The sequence below is a fragment of the Streptomyces sp. NPDC050448 genome, from assembly GCF_040655295.1.
GTDB lineage: Bacteria > Actinomycetota > Actinomycetes > Streptomycetales > Streptomycetaceae > Streptomyces.
Genome location: NZ_JBFAJR010000046.1, coordinates 22,506 through 34,660 on the forward strand (window position 1 = coordinate 22,506; position 12,155 = coordinate 34,660).

The 12,155-nt window shown below is 72.1% G+C and carries 11 protein-coding genes; 5 read left to right on the forward strand and 6 right to left on the reverse strand.

Annotation, left to right across the window (positions count from 1 at the left end):
- Positions 1-178: 178 nt before the first annotated feature.
- The 3 genes from AB0I68_RS34645 to AB0I68_RS34655 all read right to left on the reverse strand — a co-directional run bounded on the left by AB0I68_RS34645 (position 179) and on the right by AB0I68_RS34655 (position 3,508).
- Complete coding sequence (locus AB0I68_RS34645; RefSeq protein WP_363181373.1) at positions 179-1,843, reverse strand: transporter; 1,665 nt, start codon at positions 1,841-1,843, stop codon at positions 179-181.
- Positions 1,840-2,682 (reverse strand): ABC transporter ATP-binding protein, encoded by an 843-nt coding sequence (locus tag AB0I68_RS34650; protein ID WP_363181374.1) that lies wholly within the window; start codon positions 2,680-2,682, stop codon positions 1,840-1,842. Before AB0I68_RS34650 ends, AB0I68_RS34645 begins: the two co-directional genes overlap by 4 nt.
- Positions 2,683-2,821: 139 nt before the next feature.
- Positions 2,822-3,508, reverse strand: coding sequence for a bifunctional DNA primase/polymerase (locus AB0I68_RS34655; protein ID WP_363181375.1), 687 nt, complete (start codon positions 3,506-3,508; stop codon positions 2,822-2,824).
- A gap of 215 nt (positions 3,509-3,723) precedes the next feature.
- On the opposite strand from AB0I68_RS34655, the gene AB0I68_RS34660 reads away from it, so the two are divergent.
- Complete coding sequence (locus AB0I68_RS34660; protein WP_363181376.1) at positions 3,724-5,103, forward strand: transcriptional regulator; 1,380 nt, start codon at positions 3,724-3,726, stop codon at positions 5,101-5,103.
- A gap of 105 nt (positions 5,104-5,208) precedes the next feature.
- Entirely contained in the window at positions 5,209-6,642 is a 1,434-nt protein-coding gene (locus AB0I68_RS34665) for a hypothetical protein (protein ID WP_363181377.1), read from the forward strand.
- Between the two features lie 15 nt (positions 6,643-6,657).
- Here AB0I68_RS34665 and AB0I68_RS34670 read toward each other — a convergent pair whose 3' ends face one another.
- On the reverse strand, positions 6,658-7,932 hold the full coding sequence (locus AB0I68_RS34670; protein WP_363181398.1) for an ABC transporter substrate-binding protein: 1,275 nt from the start codon (positions 7,930-7,932) through the stop codon (positions 6,658-6,660).
- Positions 7,933-8,137: 205 nt separating this feature from the next.
- Here AB0I68_RS34670 and AB0I68_RS34675 point away from each other — a divergent pair, with 205 nt between their 5' ends.
- Together AB0I68_RS34675 and purU are read left to right on the forward strand one after the other, a co-directional pair.
- Positions 8,138-8,584: a hypothetical protein gene (locus AB0I68_RS34675; protein WP_363181399.1), complete on the forward strand. Its 447-nt coding sequence runs from the start codon at positions 8,138-8,140 to the stop codon at positions 8,582-8,584.
- 14 nt (positions 8,585-8,598) lie between these two features.
- A complete protein-coding gene (gene purU, locus AB0I68_RS34680) occupies positions 8,599-9,474 on the forward strand; it encodes a formyltetrahydrofolate deformylase (protein ID WP_363181378.1) in 876 nt (291 codons plus the stop codon).
- Between the two features lie 48 nt (positions 9,475-9,522).
- Here the strand turns inward: purU and AB0I68_RS34685 are convergent, their stop codons facing one another.
- Positions 9,523-10,755 (reverse strand): zf-HC2 domain-containing protein, encoded by a 1,233-nt coding sequence (locus AB0I68_RS34685; RefSeq protein ID WP_363181379.1) that lies wholly within the window; start codon positions 10,753-10,755, stop codon positions 9,523-9,525.
- Complete coding sequence (locus AB0I68_RS34690; RefSeq protein ID WP_363181380.1) at positions 10,752-11,330, reverse strand: sigma factor; 579 nt, start codon at positions 11,328-11,330, stop codon at positions 10,752-10,754. The genes AB0I68_RS34685 and AB0I68_RS34690 overlap by 4 nt, the downstream gene beginning before the upstream one ends.
- Before the next feature lie 302 nt (positions 11,331-11,632).
- Between AB0I68_RS34690 and AB0I68_RS34695 the strand changes: the two genes are divergently transcribed.
- Complete coding sequence (locus AB0I68_RS34695; RefSeq protein ID WP_363181381.1) at positions 11,633-12,151, forward strand: EF-hand domain-containing protein; 519 nt, start codon at positions 11,633-11,635, stop codon at positions 12,149-12,151.
- Positions 12,152-12,155 lie beyond the last annotated feature (4 nt).

The following is a 12,155-nucleotide window of genomic DNA, read 5'->3' on the forward strand; positions in this document are numbered from 1 at the left end:
TCCGGCACTGTGAAGGAAAGCAACGGGTCCGTTGCGAACGCAAGAGAAACCGGAGACTTATGGGGATCGGGAGCCGACTGCCATAACAGCAGTCAATCGGGCCGTGCAAGAGGGCGGGTACTCAGTCGCTGCTTTGCGAATGAGTACCCGCCCTTACGCGTAAGCGCCAGGTGAGCCGTCAGCCCTTGCTGACCGCCAGGAGGATCTCCGGGAGCTTTCGGGCCACCGTCGGTGCCGCCAGGCGCAGGCCCGCCCAGGCCGCCAGGGTGCCCCAGCCCACGCCCAGCGGGAGCAGGATCCAGGTGAGCGACCGGTGGTCCGCCACGTTGAGGTACACCGTCAGGGCGATCACCGGGGAGCAGATCACCGCCGAGGTGAGCATGCCGCCGAAGATGCCCGCCCAGGCGAGTCCGGCCTGGCCCGGGGCCACGTTCTTGAAGGCGCCGTCCGTCGGGATCGAGTACGGGAAGCGGGCCGAGGCCAGCGCGCCCGTGCACAGCATCGAGCCCAGCAGGGCCAGGGCCACCCCGAGCGCCGCCGGGAAGCCGCTCCAGTTGTGGACGAGCGCCGCCGTGACCGTCGTGACCAGGACCGTGTACGGGACGGTGACCAGGGCCAGGGCGTACGCGCGGGCGCGCAGCTCCTCGAACGCCTCCCGCGGGGTCGAGATGGTCTGCGCGACCATCCAGAACGCCGAGGTGTCCTGCCCGAACTGGTTGTACATCTGGATGCCGAGCATGCCCGCGCCGAAGCAGGCGAGGTACAGCGAGCCCGTGCCCTGAAGGGCGTTGAAGACGGGGATGATCAGGCCGACCGCCAGGGCCGTCACCCAGGCCGACTTCGTCTTGGGGTCGCGGACCACGTACCGCAGCGTGCGCTGCATGACCGCGCCCGTCCGCCCGGCCGGCAGGAACGACCAGATGCCGGCGCCGCCCGCGGACTCCCGCTTCGCCGACGGCTTCGCCGCCGCGATCGTCGAGCCGTCCGGGGTGACCATCAGACTGGTCAGGCTCCGCTCCCAGAACCGCAGGAGCAGGACCAGCGCCACGACGGTCACGGCCAGCTGGGCCGCCGCCACGCCGTACGCGCCCTTGCTCGCCGAGTCCACCATACCGATGGCCGTCGCGGGCGGCAGCCACCGCACCACCGCCTCGACCGGCTCCAGCTGGGCCAGGCCGCCCGACTGGAACAGGCGCTGGCTGGCGAAGTTCGCCAGCTGCGCGCCCACCGCGATCACCAGACCGCTGAGCAGCGCGAGGTCGCGCCCCTTGCGGCTGGTCAGCAGCCGGACGTTGGCCGTGGCCACCGCCCGGGCCAGCGCGACGCAGCCCAGCAGCAGGAGCGGGACGGCCGGGACGGCGGCCACGATGCCCGCCGCGCCCCGCGCGACGGCCACCACGGAGCCCACCGCCAGGCAGACCGTGAACAGCGGGCCGATACCGACCAGCGAGGAGGCCAGCAGGGCCCGGACGAGCGGACGCGGGCGCAGCGGCAGCATGACCAGCCGGCTCGGGTCGAGCGTCTCGTCCCCGGTGGGGAAGAGCAGCGGCATGAACGTCCAGCCCAGTGCCAGGATGGCGGCGAGCAGGACGACGACCGTGCCCGCGTGCGCGTTCCCGTGCAGCACGGCCAGCCCGAGCATGGCGAAGAAGGCCACCACCAGCGCGAACGCCAGCGAGGTGAAGTAGGCGGCCTTGCGCTTCGACGAGCCCTTGAGCCCGTTGCGGAGCAGCGAGAGCTTGAGGCGGACGAAGACCGGGGTCAGGTTGACCGCGGGAGCCGAGGCCGAGGCCGGGGCCGCTGCCGCGGTTCCCGCCGGGGCGGAGGCGGATGCGGCGCTCATCGGGCTGCCTGCCCGCCGAGCCAGTCCAGCGAGTCGCCCGCGTCGCGCCCGCCCGCGCCGACCAGCTCGAGGAACGCGGTCTGCAGCGAGGGCGCGTCGCCCCGTACGTCGGCCAGCGGGCCCGCGGCGCGGATCCGGCCGGCGGCCATGACGGCGACCCAGTCGCACAGCGACTCGACCAGCTCCATGACGTGGGAGGAGAAGACGACCGTGGCGCCGGACGAGGTGTACCGTTCCAGCACCCCGCGGATGGTCTGCGCCGACACCGGGTCCACGCCCTCGAACGGCTCGTCCAGGAACAGTACTTCGGGGTTGTGCAGCAGGGCGGCGGCCAGGCCGATCTTCTTCCGCATGCCCGTCGAGTAGTCCACGACCAGCTTGTGCTGCGAGCCCGCGAGGTCCAGGACCTCCAGCAGCTGCGTTGCCCGCTTGTCGGTCTCCTCGCCCGGCAGTCCGCGCAGCCGGCCCATGTAGCCGAGCAGCTCGCGCCCCGACAGCCGCTCGAACAGCCGCAGCCCCTCCGGCAGCACACCGATCCGCGACTTCACCTCGACCGGGTCGCTCCACACGTCTTTTCCGGCGACGAAGACCCGCCCCATGTCGGGCCGCAGCAGCCCGGTCACCATCGACAGCGTCGTCGTCTTGCCCGCGCCGTTCGGGCCGACCAGGCCGATGAACTTGCCCGCGGGCAGTTCGAGGTCGACCCCCGCGACCGCGACCTGCTCGCCGAAGCGCTTCCACAGGCCCTCTACCCGTACTGCCGCCCGTCCGGCGGACGGCGCGGTTCGCGCGCCGCCCAGTCCGTCCGTCCCACCCGTCGCATCTGCCTGATCCGGCATGCGCCTGCCTCTCGCTCTGTTCCCCGTGGTCCTGCGTTCTTCACGATAGGAGGGCGGGGAAAGGCGGGGCAGTTACGTATGTCATGAGTTTCCGTACAGGAATATCCCTGTCCTGACCTGCGATCTTCCCCATCGCAGGTCAGGAGCTGCGGCGGTCCCGGTCCGCGGCGACCTCGCGCCCGCAGGCGTACGCCAGCGCGGCGATCAGCTCTTCCGTGTCCGGCAGCCACCGGTTGGCCGGGGTGGGCCGGCGCGCCCACTGGACCGCGCCCCGGCCGCCGAAGCGGGTGGGCGGGGCGGGTACGTACTCGCCCTCGCCCCGCGCGACCAGGTCGATCGACTCCGGCGACCAGCCGAGCTTGCGTACCAGGTCGGGCACCTTCGCCCCGGCACCCGGCAGGACGAAGAACAGCATCCGGTGGTCGGGAGTGAGGGCGACCGGCCCCAGGGTGCGCTCCATCCGCTCCAGCCGCGCCAGCGCCAGGAACCCGGCCGAGTCCGGCACGTCCAGCGCGTCGAACGTCCGGCCCGTCGGCAGCAGGATCGAGGCCTCGGGGCGCTTCGCCCAGATCCGCCGCACCTGGACGGCGCTGCCCGTGGCCAGCGCCGCCCAGTCCTTCACCGTGGCGTGCGCGCCCGGCGCCGGGCAGTCCTGTGCCCCGCAGGAGCACAGCTCCCGCCCGTCCGCGGACTCCAGCCAGGTGCCGGCGAAGACATCCCAGTGCCGTTCTTCCGCGTACCGCACGGCATGGTCCAGCAGCTGCTCGCCGCGCTGCTTGGGGATGGATGCGGTCTCCGTGACTCCGATGGTCTCTTCCACGCCCATCTCAACTCTCGGGGTCACCTCGGGTTACGGGGGTAAACCGGCCGGTGGGCGGAGCATCGATCCTGCATACGGGGCGCACTGATGCACGTATGGGGGCGCGTAGGAGGTCGGGGCGCCGGAGTTGGGTAGCGACACGACGCAGAGCGGATGATTCTCCGCACATCAGGCGGGAAGTGATCATTCCAACGATTCACCCGCGGCTACTGGGGGTTTTCATGGCAGCCAGGCCTCTCGTCGCGCGCCAGCCGAATGAACGGCTACAGGCGCTCATCCAGGAAGCCGGGTGCTCGAACGCCGGGCTCGCCCGGCGCGTCAACATGTGCGGGGCCGAGCACGGCCTCGATCTCCGCTACGACAAGACCTCCGTGGCCCGCTGGCTGCGCGGCCAGCAGCCGCGCGGCCGGGCGCCCGGCATCATCGCCGAGGCGCTGGGGCGAAAACTCGGCCGGACGGTCACCATCGACGAGATCGGCATGGCCAACGGCAAGAACCTCGCCTCCGGCATCGGCCTGCAGTTCTCCCCGACGGTCATCGGCGCCATCGAGCAGGTCAGCGAGCTGTGGCGGAGCGACGTCGGCCGCCGCGACTTCCTCTCCGGGTCGAGCGTGGCCGCCTCGGCGCTCGTCGAACCGAGCCGCGACTGGCTCATCACCGGCGCCGACGCGCAGGTGGCGCGCACCGGCGGCTCGCGCGTCGGGATGCCGGACGTGGAGGCGGTACGGGCGACCACCGAGGCCCTCAAGGACCTCGACCACCGCTTCGGCAGCGGGCACGTGCGGCCCGTCGTCGTGCACTACCTCAACTCCGTGGTCTCCGGACTGATCGGGGGCTCGTACCGGGAGCCGGTCGGGCGGTCGCTGTTCGCGGCGGTGGCCCGGCTGACGGAGCTGGCCGGCTACATGGCGGTGGACACCGGGCAGCCGGGCCTGGCGCAGCGCTACTACATCCAGGCGCTACGGCTGGCGCAGGCGGCGGGGGACCGGGCGTACGGGGGCTACGTGCTCGCGGCGTCGATGAGCCACCTCGCGGCGGAACTGGGCAATCCACGGGAGATCGCGCAGCTCGCGCGGGCCGCGCAGGAGGGGACCCGCGGGCAGGTCACGCCGCGGGTGGAGGCGATGTTCTACGCCGCCGAGGCGCGCGGGCACGCCCTGCTGGGCGACACCCGGGCGACGGCGGTGCTGTCCTCGCGGGCGGTGACCGCGCTGGAGCGGGCGGAGCCGGAGTCGGGCGACGACCCGGTCTGGATCCGGCACTTCGACGCGGCGTACCTCGCGGACGAGCTGGCGCACTGCCACCGGGACCTGGGCCAGGCGGAAGCCGCGGCCAGGCAGGCGGAGGAGGCGCTGCGGGGCCTCCCGGCGGGCAAGGCGCGGCGCCGGGCGATCGGGCTGCTGCTGCTGGCGTCGGCGCAGGTGCAGCAGCGGGAGGTGGAGCAGGCCTGCCAGACGGCCGCGAAGGCGGCGGACCTGCTGTCGGGGCTCCGCTCGAACCGGGGCGCGGAGTACCTGGACGACTTCCGGACGCGTCTCGCCCCCTACCGCGACGAGCCGGCGGTCCGCGAATTCACGGCCCGCCTGGAGGTGGTGGCGTGACGGGACGGCGGCGGGGAATCCAGCGGGCCTGACGGGGACGGGGGGTGACCGGGTAGCGTGAGCCGACGGTTCCGTAAGTTCGGAGTAGTCGGCGAAGGAGTCCCGGTGACGGAGAGCGGACAGGGCGGCGGCCAGCAGGCGGCCCCGCAGGCCGGTGCGCCGTGGGGCCCCGACCCGGCGTACCCGCAACCCCCGCAGCAGCCGGGTCAGCCTGCGTACGGCTACCCGCCCGTGCCGGGCCATCCGGCGCCCGGGCACGTGGTGGGGCCCGGCTACGAGGGCCCGGGGGAGCCGCACGGGTACGGGTATCCGCCGCTGCCCGAGGCGGCGACGCAGTACATTTCGCCGGTCCCGGCCGCGCCTGCGCCCGCGCCCGTGCATGAGGCGGCGACGCAGTACATTTCGCCGGTCCCGGGTGCGGCCGCGCCTGCGCACGGTGAGGCGGCGACGCAGTACATACCGCCCGTCCCGGGTGCGCCCGCGCCCGTGCATGAGGCGGCGACGCAGTACATTTCGCCGGTCCCGGGTGCGGCCGCGCCTGCGCACGGTGAGGCGGCGACGCAGTACATACCGCCCGTCCCGGGTGCGCCCGCGCCCGTGCATGAGGCGGCGACGCAGTACATTTCGCCGGTCCCGGGTGCGCCCGCGCCCGTGCACGACGAGGCCGCCACGCAGTACATACCGCCCGTCACCGACGAGTTCGACGCGCTGTTCCGCGGGGACGGCGCCGACGCCGGGCACACCCAGCACCTGCCGCCCGTTCAGGAGCCGGTGTTGCGGCAGCCGCCGCCGCGGGGTTATCCGCCGCGCGGGCAGGGGCCCGTACCGCCCCAGGCGCAGGCCCAGCCCCAGCAGTTCCAGCAGCAGCCGCAGTACGCACCGCCCCCGCCCCCGCCGGAGGCGTCCCGGCGCGTGCCGCCCGGCGTGATCGTCGCCGTCGTCATCGGCCTGGCCGTCGTCGGACTCGGCGTCGGCGCGCTGCTCAGCGACGGCACGGCGCAGAACAACGACCCCGCTGCGGCGGCCGCCACCCCCAGCGCCGGCAGTTCGGCCGCGGCGCCCGGCGAAGCGCCCGTGGACCCGGCCCGTTCCCAGGCCGTCCAGCTGGACAAGGTCCTCGCGGACAGCAACGACAGCCGTGCTTCGGTGATCAAGGCCGTCGACGACATCAAGGGCTGCCGCAACCTCGGCCAGGCGGCGAACGACCTGCGCGACGCGGCCCGCCAGCGCGAGCAGCTCGTCACCCGCCTCCAGGACCTGAAACTGGACCAGCTCCCCGACAACGCGAAGCTTTCCGCCTCGCTCACCAAGGCCTGGCAGTCCTCCGCGGCCGCCGACAACAGCTACGCGGCCTGGGCGGACGACACCGCCGGTGACAAGAAGGGCTGCAAGGACGGGCAGGCCAAGAACACCGGCAACGCCGCCGAGGGCAACAGGGCGAGCGGCGAGGCGACGAGGTCGAAGGAGTCGGCCGCGACCCTGTGGAACGCGATCGCGGCCAAGTACAGCCTCACCAAGCGGGACAAGTCCCAGCTGTAGCCGGGAGCAGAGCGGCTACGCCGCGCGGGGCGCCTGTTCCAGGGTCTGGGTCATGTCCATCGACTGCTCGCCCTGCTGGGCCACGAGCCGGCCCGCCTGGACGAGCTGGAAGGTGACCCGTCCGTTCACCATGCGCGGGAAGCCGGCGACGGCGCGCATGTCCTTGTAGCGCCAGCTCAGGTCCGGGGTCAGCCCGCCGGTCTTCACGGGCTCCGACTGGTTCAGCGCGCGCGCCACCTTGCGCGCCGTGACGTCGTCGCCGGACTTGAACCGCTTCAGGGTCTCGCTGAGCACGGTGTACGCGATCCAGGTGGTCTGCGTCCCGCTGTCGTCCGGGTCCACGGCGTCGTTGCCGAAGGCGTGCTCGGAGATCACCTTCCGCATCTGCTCCCACAGCGGATCGGTCGACACCGGGTACCAGCTGGTGAGGTAGGCGCCCTCGAAGGGGCTCTCCTTGCCGCCGGTGCGGTCGACCACGGCCTGGCTGACACTGCCGAGGACCGAGGAGATCTGCGGGTTCTTGTGCTTGTCGTCGACCCGGCGGAAGGCGTCGAAGAAGGTCTCCGTGCGCTCGCCGAGGACGGCCGTGACGCAGCCCTTCTCCCTGCCGCCGGAGGAGTCGGCGAGCGCCTCGCGGGCCTGCGGCTGGTAGTCCGCGGAGTCCTCGGCGGCCCGGATGTCGTTGGCCTCGGGTGCTTTGTTGGCCCTCAGCCCGGCGTTGAGCAGGATCGGCATGGAGTCGCCCGCGAGGGTGTCCGGGCGGACGATGGCCACCTGGCTGCAGGCCCGGCCCAACTGGTGCCCGGCACCGGCGAGGAGCACGGGCTGGCCGCCGTTGACGGGGTAGGAGAAGGGGCTCTGGAACTCCTCGGAGGAGACCCCGTACCCGCCGATGAAGGGGATGCCCTCGGCCTCCAGCGGGGCCATGAAGGCGCGTCCGTGCTGGCTGTACGAGCCGACGACCGCGACGGCCTTCTCGGCGATGGCCTTGCGGGCGCAGTCGGCGGCGCCGTTCGGGGTGTTCTTCTCGTTGCAGGTCAGTACGCGCAGTTTGTGACCGTTGATGCCGCCCTTGGAGTTGACCCACGCCTCATAGGCCTTGGCCATGCCGGGCATTCCGGGCATGTTGGTCGCCTTGGTGTCCTGCGGTGCGAAGGTCATGACCGTGATGGTGTCCCCGGAGCCCCCCGGGCCTCCGGGGAGCACTCCGCATCCGACGACGAGACACGCGCCCATCGCCGTTGCCACCAGAGTGCGGGAGAAAGGTGCCGTGCGTCGCCAATCGGTCATGTCCATGCACACTTCCGCCCTGTGGGTAACTGGAGAGTGAGATGGACACAACAGTCGGTGACGCAAAGGTGAATTACGGGGGATGATTGCGAATGGTTGCGCACAGGCGCTTCAAGATCGCGCAAGTCGTGAACGTACGATCGAAAGCGTGACATTCGCCCAAGGTTCGAAGAACTCTTCCCGCCGCGGCGGCCGCTCCTCCACCATGGGCGGCATGCCCTTGAACGACATGCCGTGGTGGCGCTGGCGCAGCAATGTGCGCTCGGCGCTTCACATGCTCTCCGACCCGGTCTTCCACGAGGAGACCTGGCTCGCCGGCGCCGAGGGGTACGGGGACGTCACCGACGCCGTGTACCGGCTCGTCGAGGACACCTGGCTCGACAGCTGGTCCGCCGAGAAATACGTCGGCACGATCTTCCGCGACTCCCAGGAGGCCACGCTCGTGGACCTCGCGGTGCTGCGGGTGCTGCGGATCCTGCACCAGGTCGGGCCCGACGCCCCCGTCTCCGCCTACCTGGAGCACCATGCCTGGCCCGAGGCCGTACGGGCCGCGCGCGAGGCGCACGTACGGCTCGCGACCGCGGACGGGGACGAACCGGACGCCCGGCCGCGGTCGCTGGAAGTGCTGAGGATCCTGACCCGCGCGGTGTGAAAGGCTGTGGGGTCATGAGCGACGACCCGCAGCCTCAGGCCCCCCAGCAGTACGTACTTACCCTGTCCTGCCCGGACAAGCAGGGCATCGTGCATGCCGTGTCCAGTTACCTGTTCATGACCGGATGCAACATCGAGGACAGCCGGCAGTTCGGCGACCACGACACCGGCCTCTTCTTCATGCGGGTCCACTTCTCGGCCGATGCTCCGGTGACGCTGGACAAGCTGCGCGCCAGCTTCGCCGCGATCGGGGACTCGTTCCGGATGGACTGGCAGCTCCACCGCTCCGACGACCGCATGCGGATCGTGCTGATGGTGTCGAAGTTCGGCCACTGCCTGAACGACCTGCTGTTCCGTACGAGCATCGGCGCGCTGCCGGTCGAGATCGCGGCCGTGGTCTCGAACCACACCGACTTCGCCGACCTGGTCCGCTCGTACGGCATCCCCTTCCACCACATCCCGGTGACGAAGGACACGAAGGCACAGGCGGAGGCGCAGGTCCTGGAACTGGTGCGCGCCGAGAACGTGGAGCTCGTCGTCCTGGCCCGGTACATGCAGGTGCTGTCGGACACCCTGTGCAAGGAGCTGAGCGGTCGGATCATCAACATCCACCACTCCTTCCTGCCGAGCTTCAAGGGCGCGAAGCCGTACCACCAGGCGCACGCGCGCGGCGTGAAGCTGATCGGTGCCACCGCGCACTATGTGACGGCCGACCTGGACGAGGGGCCGATCATCGAGCAGGAGGTCGAGCGGGTGGGCCACGAGGTGACGCCGGACCAGCTGGTGGCGATCGGGCGCGACGTGGAATGCCAGGCGCTGGCGCGGGCGGTGAAGTGGCACAGCGAGCACCGCGTGCTCCTGAACGGCCACCGCACCGTCGTCTTCGCCTAACCCGGCGGAGCCCAGTGCTGTGACCGGCAAACCTTGCCGGTCACAGCATTAGAGGCGGCTGAGGGAGGCTGCCGCGAAGAGGACGTCGCGGATGGCCTCGCGGTCGCCGTGCTGGCCCACGGCCGCCTCCTCCGGGGAGATGTGGCCCGCGGCCAGCTGGCAGAACTCGGCGCCGTCCAGTGCGATCTGCGCCACCGTGTGCTCCGGCGACGGCTTCGCCGCCGGGGAGTCCAGCGCGATGTCCCAGCTGCCGCCGCCCGCGCCCTCGATCTCCAGGTGCAGGGTCCGGCCGGGTGCGCCCGCAGCGACCAGGCCGCGGGCCGGGGCCGCCAGGCCCGCCCGGCGCCGGTGGGCCAGCGCGCTCGGCAGCAGCCGCGCCGCCAGGTCGATCATCTGGTTCAGGTGCGGCCCGGACGGCGGGTCGTACGGGTAGTGCACCGCCTCCGCGATGTCCCAGGCATGCACCCAGCACTCGAAGGCCCGCTCGAGGAACGCGTCCCCGAGCGGCAGCGCGAAGGCGCCGTAGTCCACCGACAGTTCCCCCACGCCCCGCCCCGCGAACGACACCGTCCGCACCAGCGTGTGGCCCTGCTCCCGCCACGGCTCGCGGATCTGCCGGGTGATGGGGTGCGCGGCGGAGCTCCAGTAGTGCTCCGTACGGCCCGTCGCGCCCGACGGCGCCCCCGGGCCCAGCGGGTCGTCCAGGCCCAGCGCCGCCGCGATCAGCCCGTCCACCGTGAGCAGGTGCCCGATCACCCCGGCCACCGTCGTCCGGCGCGACTGCCGCCGCTCCTCCTCGAACCACTTCAGCCGTACCGGGGTCTGCCACTCCGAATCGCCGAAGTCCCGCAGCAGCGCGTCGAGCCGCGCCGTCTCCGTGTCGTACGGGTTCGCCCACACCGGCACCGGGATCCGGGCCGGCCGCTTGCCGAGGCAGTCCTCCAGCACCCGCGACCGCAGCAGCGGCTTGAGGTCCAGGCTCTCCTCCGGGTGCAGTAGACCCACCGCGTCGCGCAGCCGCAGCGCCTCCTCCGCGCACGGTGCGCACTCGGTCAGGTGGTCCTCCACCGCCTGGGTCTCCTCGGCGGAGCACGCCGCGAGCGCCCACGCGCCGAGCAGGGACTTCAGCACGGCATGCGACCGCGGCGGCAGCGGCAGCGGCTGCGGTGCGTGCCGCGGGTCGAGGTCGTCGGCGGCCCCGCGCGGACCCGGTATGCGCGGCGGACCGGCGGGGCGCTGCTCCTCGTATCCGTCGTCGGGCGGGTCGGCGGGGCCGTTCATCGGGGCGTTCCATATCCGGGCGGGCCGTATCCGGGCGGTGCGGCGTCCTCCTGCGGGAGGGCGTTGGCGGTCGAGAGCAGCTGTAGCCCCAGGCGTAGCCGGCGCCGGGCCTCGTCCTCGCTGATCCGCAGGTCGGCGGCGGCCTGCCGGTAGTCGCGGCGCTTGAAGTACGCGAGTTCCAGCGCGGCCCGCAGCGGCGCGGGCATGGACGTGACGATGTAGTCCGCGCGGGCGGCGGCGCTGGCGCTGCGCACCTTCTGCTCGAGCTCCTCGCGCGAGCCGCGGCCCAGTTCGGCCTGGCGCAGCCGGGCCACGGCCTGCCCCTGGGTGATCCGGGCGACCCAGGACCGCATGGAGCCCTGCTTGGGGTCGTACGCGTCCGGGTTCTCCCAGATGTAGCCGAACACTTCGCGGGTGATCCGGTCCGCGGCCTTCTCGTCGCCGAGGACCCGGTGCGCCAGGCTGTGCACGAGCGAGGCGAAGCGGTCGTACAGCTCTCCGAGCGCGGCGGCCTCGCCGCGGGCGAGGCGCTGCTGCATGCGGCGGTCCCAGCGCGGTGGTACGTCCTTCGGCATAACTGCCCCCAGCCGTGTGTCGACGCAACGAATGTAATGGGCACAGGCGTGTTCGCGCCCGTTTTGGGGGAAGCCGGCCCTGGAAGAGTGCCCTCCGTGACAGGTGGGTTGCGGGGTGTGCACCGTGGGGCGGGCCGCGACGCATGGGCACAGGCGTACGCGCCCCACCGCGCTCCCCGTGCGCGGGTTCGATGCGGCCACCTGCTTGACGACTTCACTTAACGGGCAGGCCACGTAGGCCTTACGCTCCTGGCTTGTCTTGAACTGCACCCCACCGCACATGTGAAGGCGGAACGCCGAATATGGACAGCGCAGAATACGAGCGCAAGATCGCCGCCCGATTCGCCACCTTCGACCAGGACGGGAACGGATATATCGATCGGGAGGACTTCAGCGCGGCCGCGAAGGCGGTGCTGGCCGAATTCGGCACCACCGCGCGGTCGGACAAGGGTCAGGCCGTCTTCGCGGGTGCGGAGGCGTTCTGGCAGGGTATGGCCGGGATCGCGGACGTCGACGGGGACCAGCGGGTGACCCGCGAGGAGTTCATCACCGGAGCGGCGAAGCGGCTGCGGGACAACCCGCAGCGGTTCGCGGAGATCGCGCGGCCGTTCCTGCGCGCGGTGATCGCGGTGGCGGACGAGGACGGCCGCGGCGCGACCCCGGCGGCGGCGACCCGCGTCCTGCGCGTCCTGGGCACCCCGGCCGAACTGGCCGGCCAGGTGGCGACGGCCCTGGACGGGGACGGCGACGGCCGGATCTCGGAGGACGAGATCCTGTCGGCCTTCGCGGGCTACTGCGGGGTCGCGGCCCCGGACGCGTAGCCCG

Coding starts and splice junctions, on each gene's coding strand:
- AB0I68_RS34670 (WP_363181398.1), bottom strand. CDS start 7,932: ATGACCGATTGGCGACGCACGGCACCTTTCTCCCGCACTCTGGTGGCA.
- AB0I68_RS34655 (WP_363181375.1), bottom strand. CDS start 3,508: ATGGGCGTGGAAGAGACCATCGGAGTCACGGAGACCGCATCCATCCCC.
- AB0I68_RS34660 (WP_363181376.1), top strand. CDS start 3,724: ATGGCAGCCAGGCCTCTCGTCGCGCGCCAGCCGAATGAACGGCTACAG.
- AB0I68_RS34650 (WP_363181374.1), bottom strand. CDS start 2,682: ATGCCGGATCAGGCAGATGCGACGGGTGGGACGGACGGACTGGGCGGC.
- AB0I68_RS34685 (WP_363181379.1), bottom strand. CDS start 10,755: ATGAACGGCCCCGCCGACCCGCCCGACGACGGATACGAGGAGCAGCGC.
- AB0I68_RS34690 (WP_363181380.1), bottom strand. CDS start 11,330: ATGCCGAAGGACGTACCACCGCGCTGGGACCGCCGCATGCAGCAGCGC.
- AB0I68_RS34645 (WP_363181373.1), bottom strand. CDS start 1,843: ATGAGCGCCGCATCCGCCTCCGCCCCGGCGGGAACCGCGGCAGCGGCC.
- AB0I68_RS34675 (WP_363181399.1), top strand. CDS start 8,138: ATGGGCGGCATGCCCTTGAACGACATGCCGTGGTGGCGCTGGCGCAGC.
- AB0I68_RS34695 (WP_363181381.1), top strand. CDS start 11,633: ATGGACAGCGCAGAATACGAGCGCAAGATCGCCGCCCGATTCGCCACC.
- purU (WP_363181378.1), top strand. CDS start 8,599: ATGAGCGACGACCCGCAGCCTCAGGCCCCCCAGCAGTACGTACTTACC.